Genomic DNA, 16,748 nt, shown 5'->3' on the forward strand with positions numbered 1-16,748 from the left:
CGGTCGGCGCCGGTTTCACGCCGGATTCGGCGTGCTCGCTCGAACGCCGACGCACCCGCAACGGCGCGTCGGGGCGTCACCCCAGCTGGTCACGGCGGCGGGTCAGGTAGGCGATCTCGGCGGTGTTGCCCGCCAGCTCGATGGCCCTGTCGTACGCCGCGCGTGATTCCTGGCCGCGGCCCAGCCGGCGCAGCAGGTCGGCGCGGGTCACGTGGTAGGCGTGGTAGCCCGCCAGCGTGTCCTCCAGCCGGTCGACCGCGGCCAGGGCCACCTCCGGGCCGTCGATCTCGGCGACCGCGACGGCCCGGTTGAGGGCGACGACCGGCGAGCCGTCGAGGCGGACGAGCTGGTCGTAGAGGGCGAGAATCTGCGACCAGTCGGTGTCGCGCACGTCTCGGGCGGAAGTGTGCACGGCGTTGATCGCGGCGAGGATCTGGTAGCGACCCGGGGCCATACCGGAGGCCAGGCGCTCGCGCACCAGCCGATGGCCCTCGGCGATCAGTGCCGCGTCCCAGGCGCCGCGGTCCTGCTCGTCGAGCGAGACCAGCTCGCCACTCGCCGAGACCCGGGCGGGACGGCGGGCCTCGGTGAGCAGCATCAGTGCGAGCAGTCCGGCCACCTCGCCGTCCTCCGGCATCAGGGAACGGATCAGCCGGGTGAGCCGGATCGCCTCGGCGGTCAGGTCGTGCCGCACCGGGTCGGTGGCTGGGCCGCTCGCCAGGTAGCCCTCGTTGAAGACCAGGTACAGGACGGCGAGCACGCCGGACACGCGCGCCGGCAACTCCTCCGCGGCTGGCACACGGTACGGGATGCCGGCCGCCTTGATCTTGGTCTTCGCGCGGGTGATCCGCCGGCCCATGGTGTTCTCCTGCACCAGGAAGGCACGGGCGATCTCCGGCACCGTCAGACCGCCGACCATGCGCAGCGTCAGCGCCACGCGGGACTCCGTCGCCAGCGCCGGGTGACAGCAGGTGAAGATCAGCCGGAGCCGTTCGTCGTCGATCGCGCCGCCAGCGCCGTGGGGCTCGGACCGGTCGTACAGCATCCGGGCCTCCTGCTGCTTGTCGTCGCGCTTGTTCTCGCGCCGGATCCGGTCGATGGCCTTGCGGTTGGCGGTGGTGGTCAGCCAGGCGCCCGGGTTCGGGGGTACGCCGTCGGACGGCCACCGCTCGACCGCGGCCGCGAACGCCTCGGCAGCCGCCTCTTCGGCGATGTCGAGATCACCGAACCGCCTGGCCAGCGCGGCGACCACCCGAGCCCACTCCTCGTGGTGGGCACGGGTGATCGCTTCCCGGACGTCCGCCACGCGTCCCTCACCCTGCGTTCGGGTCGGGTACGACCTCGAACACCTGCTGCGCGCAGCGGCAGGCCGCAGCGATCTTGGCGGCCCACTCCAGGGCCGCGTCGTGCGAGGGCACGTCTACTACCACGAAACCGCCGAGGTGCTCCTTGCTCTCCGGGTAGGGGCCGTCGGTGACGGTTCCGTCGGGAGCCACCACGCTCACCACGTCGTGGTGTGCCAGCCCGGCGCTGAAGACCCAGACACCAGCTTCGTCGGCCTCCCGGACCATCGCTCGGGCGGCCTCGGCCACGTCCGACCAGTCTTCGTCGGGGATGTGGCTCATGTCGCCGTCGCCGAACGCGATCAGGTACTCCGTCTGTTCCGATGGTGGTCCGGCGCCTCCGTCACGGGGTCGCGGCCCCACTTCGAAGACCTGCTGCGCGCAGCGGCAGGCCGCGGCGATCTTGGCGGCCCACTCCAGGGCCGCGTCGTGCGAGGGCACCTCGACGACAGCGAGACCGCCGAGATGTTCCTTGGTCCGCGGGTAGGGGCCGTCGGTGACGGTTCCGTCGGGGGCCACCACGCTCACCACGTCGTGGTGTGCCAGCCCGCCGCCGAACACCCACACCCCCGCTTCCCGCGCCTCGCGGCACGCTGCCGACGCGGCCGTGCCGACCTCGGGCAGGTCCTTCTCGGGGATGTGGTTCATGTCGCCGTCGTCGAACGCGATCAGGTACTGCGTCATCTCGGATCGTCTCCTGTCTCCGTGTAACCGTCCTCCGGCCCGCCGGCCTTCCGCCTCCGTCGAGCCGCCGGGCCTCCGGGCCGCCTCTCACCCCTCCTACGAACGCCGCCGCTCCGATCCGACAGCTCACCCTCCCAGGAACGGCCGCACTTCGACTTTCCGATGACAGTGCTTCGACCCTTCGGCGGCGAGCTCGAGCGCCACGTCGAGGTCCGGCGCCTCGATGACCCAGAAGCCGGCCATGAACTCCTTCGACTCCACGAACGGCCCGTCGGTGACCAACGCCTCCGCACTCCGGTTGTCGATGACGGTGGCCGTGCCGGGCGAGGCGAGGCCGCCGGCGAAGACCCAGTGACCCGCTGCTTCGAGCCGGTCGTTGAACGCGTTGATCGCAGCCATCTCGGACGCGGTGGCCGAGCCGGTCTTGTCGTCGATCACGGAAACCAGATACTGCATCTGACGATCATCTCCTGTGGTTCCAGGGCGCGCGGTCGTCTGCGGGTTCCCGAGCGTCGCGCCGCATCGGTGTCACGCGCTTCAGTCGATTGCATACCGCGGGCGCCCGGTCGGCCGGAACACCTGGGCCGTGATGCCGTTCGGGAACGATCGCGATTCGACGAGGTCGAGTGCGATGTCCGGTCCGCGGTCGCCGAACAGCCGTGTGCCCTGGCCGACGACCACGGGAAAGGTGAGCAGGGTGATCTCGTCCACGAGCCGGTCGTCCAGCAGCCCGCGGACCAGCTCGCCACTGCCGTGCACCTGCAGCTCACCTCCCTGCCTGGCCTTCAGTTCGCCGACCGCGGCCGCGACGTCTCCGGACAGGACCGTCGTGTCCGCCCATCGGGGATTGGTGAGCGTGGTCGATGCCACGTACTTGGGCCGCGTGTTCAACGCCGTCCAGAAGGGACTGTCGCCCGGATCGGCCCACGTGCCCCAGGAGCCGGCGAAGATCTCGTAGGTCCGCCGGCCGAACAGGAACGCATCGGTGCGCTGGTAGATCCCGCCGAGGAAGGCCGCGGCCTCTTCTTCGAACAACGGCATCGCCCATCCGCCGCGCTCGAACCCGCCGCTGCGGTCCTCGTCCGGCCCGCCGAGTCCCTGCATCACTCCGTCGACGGAGACGTTCGTGACGGTCGTCAGTTTCATGGTCGCGTTTCCCTTCGTCGGGGTGCCTCTCGTCGGTGGCTTTCACCCTTGCTACGAACGCCGCCGCCCCGATCCGACAGCGCGTGCGGGACTTGTTCACGGACTTCTCTCGGCAGCGCTGGTGGGCAGCGATCCGGCAGCGCGAGATCTTGCCGCGGCTGCGCTCCACGGCCGCGTTGCTCGATGGTCCCGGTGCTGACGCTCAAGATGCGCAGCCGTACGTCGTGGGGGTGTCACTCGACCCGACATTGTCGGTGGGATCGGATATTGTCGTTCGTATGTTCGAGAACTGCGGTGGTGGTGCGGTGTCGCGGACAGCCGTGTCCGCTGGCGTCGGCCGTGGGCCGGTGGTGGGCGACGGTGTCGCGTACGGCCGGGTGGAGGTGTTGGCGCCGGGCGCGGTGGATCCGGTGTTGCTGGCCGCTTACGACGAGGGCGTGGCGCACGGATGGGTGAACCCGCACGATCCTGCCGACGCAGCGGTGTCCACGCCGCTGGATGGTGTGGATCTGCGTGCGGAGTTCCCGCGGCTGTTCGCCGACGACGGCGACCCGAATCTCGGGGCCGACAGCTGTGGTGCCGCTGCCGCCGATCCGCCTGTCGCCTCGCTACCCGCCGCCGCGCGACCCGCCGTCGATCCGCCCGGCACCCGTCCGGTTGCCGTCGATTCCCCCGCCGCCGCGCCGCTCGCCGCGGCTGAGGCGGCGGTGGTCGAGGTGCCGCGGGTGTTACCGGCCGCGGTGGCGGACATGGCGCCGGGTCCGGAGCTGGCGGGCGTCCTCGACGGTGTCGACGTCGCGGAGTTGGGGGCGTTCGAGCTGGTCGAGGCCGCCGCGGCGTGGCAGCGCCTCACCTCGTGGGCACTGGCCGCGCAGGCGGGCGTGCTGGCGGAGTTGACCCGTCGGACGGCGATGCGCCCGGCCGGCGATACCGGCTACCGGTCGGTGAACCCGGTCACGAACACCGCGATGGATGTCGCAGGGCGCACCCACACCACGACCCGGCAGGCCGAGAACGCCGTCGGGCACGCTGTGCAACTGGTCGAGGACTTTCCCGCCACCCACGCCGCGTTGGCCGCCGGCATGATCGACGAGCGCCGTGCCCGGGTGATCACGGCCGAGCTGGGCGGGCAGGACCCGGCGATCCGGCGCCGGGTCGAGGCCTCGGTCTTGCCCGAGGCCGGCGACCTCGACTCCGTCCTGCTGCGGCGGAAGGTGAAACACCTGCTGCAGCAGCTCGCCCCGGTCGAGGCCGAGCAGCGCTGCCAGCAGGCCAGGCAGCGCCGCTACGTGCGCGACAGCCCTGCCGAGGACGGCATGGCCCACCTCGAGGCGTTCATGCCCGCCGAGGACGTCGCCGCTGTCATGGCCACCCTCAACGCCGCCGCCGAGACCGCGAAACGCCGCGACCGGGAATCCAGCCGCGAGCCGCGCACGCTCGACCAGCGACGAGCCGATGCCCTGGCCGAACTCGTCTGGAACTCGCTGACCACCGGCCATCTCGGTGCTCGCCCCGACGTCAGCCACGGCAACAACGGCGACAGTGGGCATGACGGACACGACGACGGACACGACGACGGACACGGCGACGGAAGCGGCGGTGGGCGTCGCGATGCCGACGGCCACGACCGTCACGGTCATGCAGGCGGCACCGCGTCGCCGGGTGGTGCGCCGGTGGGTACGGCGCTGGCCCATGCACACGGCCGTCCGGTCACCGTGCACGTGACCATACCGCTGACCACGCTCCTCGGACTCGACGAACACCCGGCCCACCTGGACGGCTACGGCCCCGTCCCGGGCCAGATCGGCCGCCACCTCGCCGCCGGTGGCCTGTGGCAATGGGTCGGCACCCATCCCGCCACCGGGCAGGTGCTCGACCACGGCCTCACCCGCTACCGTCCACCCCAGGCCCTCATTGATCACGTCGTGCTCCGTGACCGCGAATGCCGCTCACCCGGCTGTCACCGCCCCGCTATGGCCTGCGAGATCGACCACCGCGACCCGCACAGTCGCGGTGGCCCCACCTCCGCCTGCAACTGTCTCCCGCTGTGCAAGACCCACCACCTGCTGAAACATCACGGTCGATGGCGCCTTGTCCGGCTCCAGTCCGGGGCGTACGAATGGATCTCACCCTCGGGACACCGCTACACCAAGCCCCCCGAGTCCATCGGCCCGATCACCGGAACGCACCCGGACGTCGAGCCAACCGGTGTCGGGCCGCCCCGGTTGAAACCACCACCCAGCCCTGTTGATCCGACGGTCCGGGCCGACCCGCCCGGTCCGTGCGACGACGTCCCGCCGTTCTAGGAACCCCGGGTGCCTTTTCCGCCGACGTCCTCGCCGACCAGGGCGGTGACGGCGGTGTCGATGGCCGCGAGCGCACGATCGGCGTCCTGCTCGGCCACGACCGCGTGCAGGTGCTCGGCCGACAGCGGCGCCAGCACGACATGGGCCAGGGCGTCGGCGTCGTCGCCGGGACGTGCCGCGGCGAGCAGCAGGGCCGTGTGGCGATGCCAGAAGCGATACGCGCCGATGCGGTAGCGCGCGCCGGGTGCGGCGGTCTCGGACATCCGCACCAGGTCGAGGTGGGCAAGGACGTAGTGCGCGTACGCGTCGACGAAGGCCCTCAGCCGCTCCCGCGGGTCGGGCTTATCGGTGCTGGTGACCGGGCCGAGCGGAGCCGGTCCGGACAGGATCGTCTCCTGGAGCTCGCGCTCACGTTCGTCGAGCAGGGCGACGGCGAGCCCGGCCTTGTCGCCGAACCGGCGGAACAACGTGCCTTTGCCGACTCCGGCCGCCGCGGCGATCGCGTCCATGGAGACGTGCTCGACGCCGTCCCGCGCGAACAGCTCCGCGGCGGCCGCGAGGACGGCCACGCGGTTGCGTGCCGCGTCGGAGCGCTCCTTCGGCGGTGACGAGCGCAACGTCACCAGCGACGTCTCGTGAATGGCGTAACCGGACCGTGGTCCGGTAGTGTCGAAGGACATAACCGGACTGTAGTCCAGAACGGTCCGGGTCAGGCAACTCACCGGCCGCGCACCGGTCACCGGACGCGCATCGGGGAAGGGATCTCACATGAGCACGTTGTTGCACGTCTCGGCGTCGCCACGCGGCGCGGAGTCGGAGTCGCTCGCACTGGCGGAGGCGTTCGTCACGACCTATCAGCAGACGCACCCGGGCGATCCGGTCGAGCACTGGGACCTGTGGGACGGATCGCTGCCGGAGTTCGGCCCCGCGGCCGCGACGGCGAAGATGGCGGTGTTCGGGGGGACGGGGTTCGACGAGACCCAGGCCGTCGCGTGGCGCAGTGTCGAGGCGGCGTTCGCCAGGTTCGACAGCGCGTCGCGCTACCTGTTCAGCGTCCCGATGTGGAACGCCGGCGTGCCGTACGTGCTCAAGCAGTTCATCGACGTCGTCAGCCAGCCCGGGATGATCTTCGGCTTCGACCCGCACGACGGCTACACCGGGCTGCTCGCGGACAAGAAGGCCGCCGTCATCTACACCGGCGGCGTCTACGGCCCCGACCGCGGACCCGGCTTCGGTGCCGACTTCCAGACCAGCTTCTTCGAGGACTGGCTGCGCTGGGCCGGCGTCACCGAGATCGAGCCGATACATTTCCGGCCGAACCTGGTCACGGCCGACCCCGCTGCGGGCCGCCGGGCCGCGGCGGAGCAGGCTCGCGACGTCGCGACGAAGTTCTGACCGGCCGGCTGCGGCCTACTTGAGCAGCTTCGACATCCGCCGGTCCGCCAGCGGCTTGCCGCCGGTCTGGCAGGTCGCGCAGTACTGCAGGCTGGAGTCCGCGAACGACACCTCGCGGACGGTGTCGCCGCAGACGGGGCACGCCTCGCCGGTGCGGCCGTGCACGCGCATGGACGAGCGTTTCGAGTCCTTCAGCTCGCGCGCGGCGAGACCCTCGGCGCGGCCCAGGGCACCGGACAGCTCGTCGACGATGACGGCGTGCAGCGAGGCCACCTCGTCGTCGGTCAGCGTCGAGCACGGGTGGAACGGCGAGAGCTTCGCGGCGTGCAGGACCTCGTCAGAGTAGGCGTTGCCGATGCCGGCGATGATCGACTGGTCGCGTAGCACGCCCTTGATCTGCGCGCGTTTCGCCGCGGTGAGGATCTCGTGCAGCCGCTCGACGGTGAACTCGTCGGACAGCGGGTCGACGCCGAGGCGGGCCACCCCCGGCACGTCGGCGGGGTCACGGACGACGTGGACGGCGAGCCGTTTGCGGGTGCCCGCCTCGGTCAGGTCGAACCCGGAGCCGTCGGCCAGCCGTACCCGCATCGCCAGCGGACCGCGGCCGGGCTTCGGCGGTTTCGGTGACAGCTCGTCACTCCAGCGCAGCCACCCGGCGCGCGCCAGATGCAGCACGAGGTGCAGCCCGTCGCAGTCGAGGTCGAGGAACTTGCCGTGCCGGGTCACCCCGGTGATCGTCAGCCCGCCGAGCGCGGTGACCGGCGGGTCGAACGTCTTGAGGACGCTCACGTTCGCGACGTCGACCCGTGCGATCGGCTTTCCCACGGCGCGCTCGCGCAGGAACGCCACCAGCGCCTCCACCTCCGGCAGTTCCGGCATGAGGGCATTGTGCCCCGTGCCGTGCAGGTCAGGCCAGTGCGGCCGGTAGCGGGAGTTCCAGGGCACGCCGCAGCCGGGTCAGGTACTCGGTGCGCGGGATCTCGACGACGCCCAGGCCGGTCAGGTGCGGCGTGCCCCACTGCACGTCCAGCAACCGGCCCACGCCACCATCCGCCGCGAGCATCTCGACCAGGGCGACCAGGGCGACCTTGGACGCATCGCGGCCCCAGCGCTGCCGTGCGTGGAACATCGACTCACCGGCGAACAGCCCGCCGATCGCGACGCCGTACAGGCCGCCGGCGAGCCGGTCGTCGGGGGTCCATGCCTCGACGGAGTGTGCCCAGCCGAGACGGTGCAGCCGCTGGTATGCCGACTGGACCTCGTCGCTGATCCAGGCCCCCGGGCGGTCCGGATCGGCACAGGCGGCGACGACCTGGTCGAAGCTGGTGTCGACGCGGATCTCGAACCGGCGGCACGCCTGCCGCAGCGACCGGCTGACCCGCAGCCCGTTCAGCGGCAGCACACCACGCGGATCGGGCGACCACCAGGCGAGGTCGGCGGGCCGGCCCAGCAGCCGGTCGATGGGCATGGGGAACAGGCCGTTGCGGTACGCGGCGAGCAGGGTCCCGGGCTCCAGGTCGGCGCCGAACGCGACGAGGTCGTCGTCGCCGAGCTCGGACGGCGGCAGCGCCCATCGCGTCGGCGGTGGCTCGACGGGCACCCGGACCTCCCGATGCCGGTGGACGACTGCTGCCACTGCCAGCCTAGCCCCGCCACTTCCCGTCGCGGGCGTATCGTAGGGGCCATGGGAGTTCGGCGCGCCATCGGCACCTGGGCGGGCACGACTGCGGCGCGTAGGGCGGCGCCGGTCATGGCGGCCCGCGGAGCGAATCAGTTCATCGGCCGCGCCATCGACGGGTTTCCCGGGTTCCCCGGCGCGCTCGAGATCGCGCGGCGGCACCTGGACCGCACCGGAGACGTCGATCGCGCGGTGCGCGACGTCACCGAGCAGCACATCCGGCTCGCCGGCGTGCAGGGGTTCGTCACGAACATCGGTGGTGTCGTGACCATGCCGGTCTCGGTTCCGGCGAACATCGCGGGCATCGCGGTACTGCACCTGCGCATGGCCGCGGCCATCGCCCACCTGCGCGGATACGACATCACCGATCAGCGGGTGCGTGTCGCCGCGCTGCTGACGCTGCTCGGCAAGGACGGCGTCGAGACGGCGCAGCGCGGCCGCGACATACCCGGCACCCCGTTCGACGTCGCCACCGGCATCAACGTGCCGGAGCCCGCGGTCGCCGAGCGCGCGGTCACCGCGGTGTCGACGCAGCTGGTGGCACGTATCGGTGGCAAGCACGCCACGCTGACCGTCGCGCGGCGGGTACCGGTGCTGGGCGGCGCCGTCAGCGCCGGCGTCGACGCGTTCTCCACCTACGCCATCGGCCGTTTCGCCAACCGTGAGTTCCCGCCGAACGTGACCGTCGAACGGGCCTGAGGATCATCGCGGCGACCGCGGTAGACCGGCCAGGACCATCTCGATCAGCTGCGCGTACGTGTCGTCGAGCGACTCGGCCAGGCCGAAGCCTCCGCTGGTCTCGATCGCGGTGAAGCCGTGCACGACGGAGCGGAGGTTGCGTACGGCGTGCACGGCCGGTGCGTCCCGCAGCCCGTAGCCGTGCATGACCGCGAGGAACACGTCCAGCAGTTTCGACCCCGCGTCCGCGAGTGCCGGATCCCGGAGCGGATCCGGTGGGATCGCCGCGTACCGCCCCGGATGTGCGACGACGTAGCCGCGGTACGCGTGCATGAGCGCGGTGACGGCGTCGTCACGGCTACGGCCGAGCACTGCCGCGGACAACCGGTCGGTGACCTCCTCGATGACGCGGGCGCCGACCAGGGTCCGCAGCTCACCGAGCCCGGTGACGTGCTTGTACAGCGACGGTGCCGCGACCCCGGTGTGGGCGGCGACGGCGGCCAGGGTCAGACCGCCGGGCCCGGCGTCGTCGATCACCGCGACGGCGGCGTCGACGACGGCTGCGGTGGACAGTCCGGCTCGTGGCATCGTCGTCAGCCCGCCGCGACGGCGCCGAGGTGGCCGATGACGGCCGGGGCGACGAGGTCGGGGCGCTGGGAATGCGGGTAGTGCCCGGCATCGGGCACCATCGTCACCGTCGCCGGTCCGCCGAGCGCGCCGGCGACGAACTCCGCCTCGGCGCGCGGGTCGGCGAAGTCCGGGTCCCGCTCGCCCATGACGATCAGCGCCGGCGCGGTGACCTCGCTGAGGCGGGGGGTGACCGGCTCGTGCGACGTCGCCGCGGTCCGCCGGAACGCCTGCCACGCGCCCGGCCGGCGCAGGCTCGCCTTGATGCGGGCGACGTGCTCGGCGAGATCGGGCGGGCGCGTCCCCTTGTGCAACGACGCGATGAAGGCGCCGGTCGCGGCGATGCCCCACGGCTTACGGAGCACGAGACCGGTGACCAGCCTGGCGGTCCAGCTGGCCGGCGGGTTGCGGACGTACGGCCCGAGCAGGACGGTGCCGCTGACCAGGTGTGGTTCCTCGGCGGCGGCCCACACGGCGGCGCCGGCGGCCATCGAGCTGCCGACGAGCGTCACCGGGCCGCCGCCGAGGTGGCGCACCAGGGCGATCAGGTCGCCGCCAGCGGCGACGTCGTCGTAGCTGGCGAACGTGGTGTCGCTGGCACCGTGCCCGCGCAGATCGACGGTGGCGACCCGGTAACCGGCTGCGACCAGTGCCGGTGCCAGGAACCGGTACGTGGAGCGCACGTCGCCCAAGCCCGGCATCAAGACCACGAGCGGACCCTCGCCGCTGACGTCGTACGCCAGCCGGCCGTCCGGCCGGTCCAAAAAGCTATCTCCCATAGCCACAAAGCTATGCGCATTAGCCAAGAATGTCAAGCCCGTCCATCGGGCGTCGTAGGGTCGGGCCATGAGCGGCGGATGGGAGTTCTGGATCGATCGCGGCGGTACCTTCACCGACGTCGTCGCCCACTCGCCGGACGGGCGGCTGGTCACCCACAAGCTGCTCTCCGAGGACACCGCCGACCCGCCGCGGTACCGCGACGCCGCGGTCGCGGCCATCCGGACACTGCTCGAGGTCCCGCCCGGCGAGCCCATCCCGGTCGAGTCCGTCGACGCGGTCCGGATGGGCACGACCGTCGCCACCAACGCGCTGCTCGAGCGCGCGGGCGAGCGGACCGCACTGGTGGTCACCAGGGGTTTCGCCGACGCCCTCCGCATCGGCTACCAGGACCGTCCGCGGATCTTCGACCGGCACATCGTCCTGCCGGAGCTGTTGCACGAGCGCGTGATCGACGTGGACGAGCGGGTCACCGCGGAGGGTGAGGTGCTGCGGGCCCCGGATCCGGACGCCCTGCGCGGCCCGCTCCGGCAGGCGTACGACGACGGCATCCGCGCGGTGGCCGTGGTGTGCATGCACAGCCACCTGTACCCGGAGCACGAGCGCCTCGTCGGTGCCCTGGCCGAACGGATCGGCTTCGACCAGGTCTCGCTGTCCAGCGAGGCCAGCCCGTTGATGAAGCTCGTCCCGCGGGGCGACACCACGGTCGTCGACGCGTACCTGTCGCCGATCCTGCGCCGCTACGTCGACCAGGTCACGACCGAACTGCCCGGGGTCTCGCTGATGTTCATGCAGTCCAACGGCGGTCTCGCCGAGGCACGCCACTTCCGCGGCAAGGACGCGATCCTGTCCGGGCCGGCGGGCGGCATCGTCGGGATGGCGCGGACGTCACAACTGGCCGGCTTCGACCGGGTGGTGGGCTTCGACATGGGCGGTACCTCCACCGACGTGTCCCACTACGTCGGCGCGTACGAGCGCGTGTTCGACACCACGATCGCGGGGGTGCGGCTGCGTGCGCCGATGCTCGACATCCACACCGTCGCGGCCGGCGGCGGATCGGTGCTGCACTTCGACGGTAGCCGCTACCGGGTCGGGCCCGACTCCGCGGGCGCCCGGCCCGGCCCGGCGTGCTACCGCAACGGGGGCCCGCTCACCGTCACCGACGCCAACGTCATGCTCGGGCGGATCCAGCCGTCCTCCTTCCCGTCGGTGTTCGGCCCGGACGGTGATCAGCCGCTCGACGTGACCGTGGTCCGTGAGCGTTTCGCCGCGCTGGCCGACGAGATCGCCGCCGCGACCGGCGACCGGCGCGCTCCGGAGCAGGTCGCCGAGGGGTTCCTCGCCGTCGCCGTGGCGAACATGGCGAACGCCGTCAAGAAGATCTCGGTCCTGAAGGGCCACGACATCACCCGGTACGCGCTGACGACGTTCGGCGGCGCCGGCGCTCAGCACGCCTGCGCGGTCGCCGGATCGCTCGGAATCTCGACCGTGCTCGTCCCGCCGCTGGCCGGCGTGCTGTCGGCCCTGGGCATCGGGCTCGCCGACACGACGGCGATGCGCGAACAGTCCGTCGAGGCCCGACTCGAACCGGAGATCGACGGGTGGCTGACTGGGCTCGCCGAGTCCCTGTCCGACCAGACCCGCTCCGAGCTCCTCGACCAGGGCGTCGACCCGGACCGGATCACCGTGTACCCGCGTGCCCACCTGCGTTACGACGGCACGGACACGTCGGTCTCGGTCGCCCTCGCCCCGATCGACGAGATGCGCGCCGAGTTCGAGGCAGCATACCGCCGGACCTACTCGTTCCTGATGGACCGCCCGCTGATCGTCGAAGCGCTGTCGATAGAGGCGGTCGGCGGTCAAGGCGATGGTGTGGGTGGGGGTCTCGTCCATGGTGCGGACGGGCATCGGCGAGCGAGGAACGAGCGAGCCGCGGGCGAGGACGAGATCCCCACCCACACCACGAACTCAGCCGCCACCGTCCGCCTCTATTCGGGTGCGAAGGGCTGGCGGGACGCCCCGCTGTACCGGCGGGAACAGCTGGCCGTCGGTGCCGACGTGGTGGGCCCGGCGATCATCGCGGAGGACGATGCGACGACTGTGGTGGACGACGGCTGGCGGGCGTCGGTCACCGAGCACGGGCACCTCCTGCTGGAGCGGGTCCGCGCCGAGACCGACGTGGAACGGATCTCCACGGCGGCCGACCCGGTGATGCTGGAGATCTTCAACAACCTGTTCATGTCGATCGCCGAGCAGATGGGCGCCCGGCTGGAATCGACGGCCCAGTCGGTGAACATCAAGGAGCGGCTGGACTTCTCGTGCGCCCTGTTCGACCCCGACGGGAACCTGATCGCGAACGCGCCGCACATGCCGGTGCATCTCGGGTCCATGGGCGCCAGCGTCCAGGAGGTGATCCGGCGCCGTGGCGCGCGGATGGCCAAGGGCGACGTCTACGCGGTGAACGATCCGTACCACGGCGGCACCCACCTGCCGGACGTCACCGTCGTCACCCCCGTGTACGACCACGCCGGCGAGCAGGTGCTGTTCTACGTGGCCTCACGCGGGCACCACGCCGAGATCGGCGGCCTCACCCCGGGGTCCATGCCCGCGTTCAGCAGGGAGATGCACGAGGAGGGGGTGCTGTTCGACAACTGGCTGCTGGTGGAGAACGGACGCTTCCGCGACGAGGAGACGCGGCGACTGCTCACCGAGGCGCCGTACCCGTCGCGGAACCCGGACACCAACCTCGCCGACCTGCGGGCGCAGATCGCGGCGAACCAGAAGGGCGTCGACGAGGTCGACCGGATGATCGCGCACTTCGGCCTCGACGTCGTGCAGGCCTACATGGGCCACGTGCAGGACAACGCCGAAGAGGCGGTGCGCAGGGTCGTCGACGCGATCGGCGACGGCGAGTACGTCTACGAGACGGACGACGGCGCACGCATCGCCGTGGCGGTGACGGTCGACCGCGCCGGCCGCCGCGCGACCGTGGATTTCACCGGCACGTCCGCGCAGCTCGAGACGAACTTCAACGCCCCGGCGTCGGTGGCGAAGGCGGCCGTGCTGTACGTGTTCCGCACCCTGGTGGCCGACGACATCCCGCTCAACGACGGCTGCCTGCGTCCGCTGTCGATCGTGGTCCCGGAACCGTCGATGCTGGCACCCGTGTACCCGGCGGCGGTGGTGGCGGGCAACGTCGAGACGTCCCAGGCCGTCACCGGTGCGCTGTACGCCGCGCTGGGCGTGCAGGCCGAGGGTTCGGGAACGATGAACAACGTGACGTTCGGCAACGACCGGTACCAGTACTACGAGACGGTGGCGTCGGGCTCCGGTGCCGGTGACGGGTTCGACGGCGCGCCGGGCGTGCAGACCCACATGACGAACTCCCGGCTGACCGACCCGGAGGTGCTCGAGTGGCGCTTCCCGGTTCTGGTCGACGACTTCCGGCTGCGCCGGGGCAGCGGCGGAGCGGGCCGCTGGCGTGGAGGCGACGGCGTCGTCCGGCGGCTGCGCTTCCGTGAAGCGATGACGGTCAGCACGTTGTCCGGGCACCGGCGTGTGCCCCCGTACGGCATGGCCGGCGGTGCGCCGGGAGCGTTGGGCGCCAACTCCGTCGAGCGCGCGGACGGCACCGCGGAGCAGATGGCCGGCAGCGACTCCGTCGACCTCGGGCCCGACGACGTGCTGGTGATCGAGACGCCCGGAGGCGGCGGCTACGGCGTTCCCGAAACGTAGCGACCGCCGGGGTTCACGCCGGTGACTGGCAGGCCGGGCACCAGTACACGACCCGCTCGTGGGGTGCCCGGCCGAGTTCGCCCGAACGGACGGTGTTGCCGCAGCGCCCGCACGGCCGGCCGGCGCGACCGTAGACCCAGTGGTTCCGGCCCGGCCGCGAGTCCTGCGTGGTCACCTGGGTCCCGGCACGGGCGTTGCGGTTCATCAGTTCGTGTGCGCGCCCGAGCAGGCCGGGCACGTCGTCGGCGTCCTCGACCGTCGTCCACGGGGAGGTGCCGGCCAGGAAACACACCTCGCTCAGGTAGATGGTGCCGATGCCGGCCACGTTGCGCTGATCGAGCAACGCGACACCGACCTCGCGGCCGGGTTCGGCTCTGATGCGCCGGGCCGCCTCGTCCGGGTCCCAGTCGTCACCGAGCAGGTCCGGGCCGAGATGCCCGACGATCTCGCCCTCGGCTTCGGTCCGGACCAACTCGACGACCGGCAACCGGTAGCCCACTGCGTCGACCGACGCCGTGCACAGCACGACCCGGATCTGGAACGCCGGGCCGCCGCGCCACCGTTCGCCGCGCTCGAAGACGCGCCAGCTCCCGTCCATGCGCAGATGTGTGTGCAGGGTGAGGCCGCCGGACACCCGCACGAGCAGGTGCTTGCCACGGGCGCGAACCTCGTCGACCACACGTCCGCGCAGGTCGACCGTGGCCAGCCGGGGGACGCGGAAGTCGCTGCGGGTCAGCTCCTGCCCGGCGAGCGACGCGTGCAGCTGGCGGGCGGTACGCCAGACCATGTCGCCTTCGGGCATGGTTCAGCCTCGCACGAGCCCGCTGAGCCGAGCGGACAGCATGTCCACGACGTCTGGTCGCTCGCCGTAGCGGTTGCGGCGTTGCAGCAGGTCATCGTCGATATCGTAGAGTTCCCCCGGGAAGTCGTGCGGCTGGTATCCGCGTGCCCGGGCGAAGTCTGCCGGTTCACCGTTCTCGTCACCGGTCGGTGCGTCGATGAACACCCAGCGGCCATGACGGATAGCGAACGTCCCCGTCTCGCTGTGATGGATGACGTCGTCGCGCGTGGGCTCGTCGACCCGGCCCCGCAGCAGCGGAAGCATCGACACGCTGTCTTCGGCGGTGTCGTGCGTGGCGCCGACGATGTCTGCGCAGGTGGCCATCAGATCGCTAAGGCAGACGATCTGATCGCAGCTCGTCGAAGCCGGAACAATGCGGGGCCATCTGGCGAGCATGGGCACACGGTGTCCGCCCTCCCACGCGTCACGCTTTATCCCGCGTAGCGGGCCCATGCTCGCGTGTCCGGTGGCGCGGATCCGTTGGTAGGCGCCTTCGTCGTCCTTGGTGTGATCCTCGGGCCCGTTGTCGCTGGCGAAGATCAGCAATGTGTTGTCGGAGGCGCCGGCGCGCTCGAGCGCATCCATCACCTCACCCACGACCCAGTCCACTTCGCAGACGAAGTCACCGTAGGCACCGATTCCGCTCTTTCCCCGGAACTGAGCGTTCGGCACGATCGGTGAGTGCGGCGACGTCAGCGGGAGGTAGAGGAACAACGGGCGCTGCTCCGGATCGGTGTCTGGCGTCGCGTGCGCCTCGATCAGCTCGGCCGCGCGCCGTGTGAACTCCGGCACCATCTCTTCGAGCGACCAGCCGGGGACCGCCGGGCCGTTGCGCCCGTACATCTCCGGCGGCTTCTGTTCGGTGGGCTGCTGGGTCAATCGATCGTCGGCGAACCAGGCGTAGGGCGGGAAGTTGGGAACGTCGACGCCAAAATAGGTGTCGAATCCGTGATCCACCGGACCGCCACGGATCCGTCCGGCGAAGTCGACATTCTCGGCGAACGCCTCCCGCTTCGCGTTCTCCTCGGTTGTGAGCACCCCGTACCGAAGTGTGTCGTTGGGATGGCGTCCGTCGTGCGTCGGCCAGTCCCAGCCCAGGTGCCATTTGCCGATACAGGCGGTGCGGTACCCGGAATCACGCAATAGACTCGCGACCGTTGGTCGACCCGGCTCGATCAACGAGCCGTCCCATGGCCACACGATGCCGCTCTTCAGCCGTGAACGCCAGGCATAGCACCCGGTGAGGAGGCTGTATCTGCTGGGCGTGCAGACGCTGGATCCGGCATGGGCGTCGGTAAAGCGCATGCCTTGGCGGGCGAGCCGGTCGAGATTCGGCGTGGGAATCTTGCCGTCGGCGTTGTTGCGCCGCATATCTCCGTAGCCCATGTCATCGGCGAGGATGTAAACGATATTGGGTTTGCCGGTCGCATCCGCGACCGTTCCGGATCCGTCGGTCATCCGGTCAACCGTGATTTTCGCGTCTCGTGAGGTCCTCGAAGAGGCTGAGCATCGGGACTCCATCCTCATGATCGTGGTTT

Annotated in this window: 15 protein-coding genes and 1 pseudogene; 4 read left to right on the top strand and 12 right to left on the bottom strand. The window is 71.0% G+C overall.

Translation table 11 applies throughout. The features are described 5' to 3' along the window. Window positions 1-76 precede the first annotated feature (76 nt). The 5 genes and pseudogenes from CLV30_RS07100 to CLV30_RS07120 form a co-directional block, all read right to left on the bottom strand. On the bottom strand, window positions 77-1,306 hold the full coding sequence (locus CLV30_RS07100; protein WP_106536506.1) for an RNA polymerase sigma factor: 1,230 nt from the start codon (window positions 1,304-1,306) through the stop codon (window positions 77-79). Window positions 1,307-1,313: 7 nt separating this feature from the next. Continuing rightward, a complete protein-coding gene (locus CLV30_RS27780) occupies window positions 1,314-1,625 on the bottom strand; it encodes a YciI family protein (RefSeq protein ID WP_106536726.1) in 312 nt (103 codons plus the stop codon). 126 nt (window positions 1,626-1,751) lie between these two features. Then, window positions 1,752-2,027, bottom strand: a pseudogene (locus CLV30_RS27785) (YciI family protein); the annotation flags it as partial. A 126-nt stretch (window positions 2,028-2,153) separates the two neighbouring features. Beyond that, a complete protein-coding gene (locus CLV30_RS07115; RefSeq protein WP_106536507.1) occupies window positions 2,154-2,483 on the bottom strand; it encodes a YciI family protein in 330 nt (109 codons plus the stop codon). A gap of 81 nt (window positions 2,484-2,564) precedes the next feature. After that, window positions 2,565-3,173: a dihydrofolate reductase family protein gene (locus CLV30_RS07120; RefSeq protein WP_106536508.1), complete on the bottom strand. Its 609-nt coding sequence runs from the start codon at window positions 3,171-3,173 to the stop codon at window positions 2,565-2,567. Window positions 3,174-3,451: 278 nt separating this feature from the next. Here CLV30_RS07120 and CLV30_RS07125 point away from each other — a divergent pair, with 278 nt between their 5' ends. Next, window positions 3,452-5,479, top strand: coding sequence for an HNH endonuclease signature motif containing protein (locus tag CLV30_RS07125; protein ID WP_106536509.1), 2,028 nt, complete (start codon window positions 3,452-3,454; stop codon window positions 5,477-5,479). Here the strand turns inward: CLV30_RS07125 and CLV30_RS07130 are convergent. Further along, a complete protein-coding gene (locus CLV30_RS07130; protein ID WP_205740522.1) occupies window positions 5,476-6,159 on the bottom strand; it encodes a TetR/AcrR family transcriptional regulator in 684 nt (227 codons plus the stop codon). The genes CLV30_RS07125 and CLV30_RS07130 overlap by 4 nt on opposite strands. Before the next feature lie 88 nt (window positions 6,160-6,247). Here CLV30_RS07130 and CLV30_RS07135 point away from each other — a divergent pair, with 88 nt between their 5' ends. Beyond that, window positions 6,248-6,874: an FMN-dependent NADH-azoreductase gene (locus CLV30_RS07135; protein ID WP_106536510.1), complete on the top strand. Its 627-nt coding sequence runs from the start codon at window positions 6,248-6,250 to the stop codon at window positions 6,872-6,874. A gap of 15 nt (window positions 6,875-6,889) precedes the next feature. Here the strand turns inward: CLV30_RS07135 and CLV30_RS07140 are convergent, their stop codons facing one another. Both CLV30_RS07140 and aat read right to left on the bottom strand, forming a co-directional pair. Further along, window positions 6,890-7,753 (bottom strand): Fpg/Nei family DNA glycosylase, encoded by an 864-nt coding sequence (locus tag CLV30_RS07140; RefSeq protein ID WP_106536728.1) that lies wholly within the window; start codon window positions 7,751-7,753, stop codon window positions 6,890-6,892. A 28-nt stretch (window positions 7,754-7,781) separates the two neighbouring features. Continuing rightward, a complete protein-coding gene (gene aat, locus CLV30_RS07145; protein ID WP_106536511.1) occupies window positions 7,782-8,474 on the bottom strand; it encodes a leucyl/phenylalanyl-tRNA--protein transferase in 693 nt (230 codons plus the stop codon). An 84-nt stretch (window positions 8,475-8,558) separates the two neighbouring features. Here aat and CLV30_RS07150 point away from each other — a divergent pair, with 84 nt between their 5' ends. Next, window positions 8,559-9,251 (top strand): EcsC family protein, encoded by a 693-nt coding sequence (locus CLV30_RS07150; RefSeq protein ID WP_106536512.1) that lies wholly within the window; start codon window positions 8,559-8,561, stop codon window positions 9,249-9,251. A gap of 3 nt (window positions 9,252-9,254) precedes the next feature. Here the strand turns inward: CLV30_RS07150 and CLV30_RS07155 are convergent, their stop codons facing one another. Both CLV30_RS07155 and CLV30_RS07160 read right to left on the bottom strand, forming a co-directional pair. Then, the gene (locus tag CLV30_RS07155; RefSeq protein WP_106536513.1) at window positions 9,255-9,818 is read right to left on the bottom strand and encodes a TetR-like C-terminal domain-containing protein; all 564 of its coding nucleotides are present in this window, start codon (window positions 9,816-9,818) and stop codon (window positions 9,255-9,257) included. Between the two features lie 5 nt (window positions 9,819-9,823). Beyond that, on the bottom strand, window positions 9,824-10,636 hold the full coding sequence (locus CLV30_RS07160) for an alpha/beta fold hydrolase (protein ID WP_106536514.1): 813 nt from the start codon (window positions 10,634-10,636) through the stop codon (window positions 9,824-9,826). 67 nt (window positions 10,637-10,703) lie between these two features. Between CLV30_RS07160 and CLV30_RS07165 the strand changes: the two genes are divergently transcribed. Further along, window positions 10,704-14,369, top strand: coding sequence for a hydantoinase B/oxoprolinase family protein (locus CLV30_RS07165; RefSeq protein WP_205740521.1), 3,666 nt, complete (start codon window positions 10,704-10,706; stop codon window positions 14,367-14,369). 13 nt (window positions 14,370-14,382) lie between these two features. Here CLV30_RS07165 and CLV30_RS07170 read toward each other — a convergent pair whose 3' ends face one another. Further along, window positions 14,383-15,171 (bottom strand): Fpg/Nei family DNA glycosylase, encoded by a 789-nt coding sequence (locus CLV30_RS07170; RefSeq protein ID WP_106536515.1) that lies wholly within the window; start codon window positions 15,169-15,171, stop codon window positions 14,383-14,385. 3 nt (window positions 15,172-15,174) lie between these two features. Further along, window positions 15,175-16,668 carry a sulfatase family protein gene (locus CLV30_RS07175; RefSeq protein ID WP_165358469.1) on the bottom strand — a complete coding sequence of 498 codons (1,494 nt, stop codon included), beginning with the start codon at window positions 16,666-16,668 and terminating at the stop codon, window positions 15,175-15,177. Between the last annotated feature and the right edge of the window lie 80 nt (window positions 16,669-16,748).

The sequence above is a fragment of the Haloactinopolyspora alba genome (assembly GCF_003014555.1).
Taxonomy (GTDB): Bacteria; Actinomycetota; Actinomycetes; order Jiangellales; family Jiangellaceae; genus Haloactinopolyspora; species Haloactinopolyspora alba.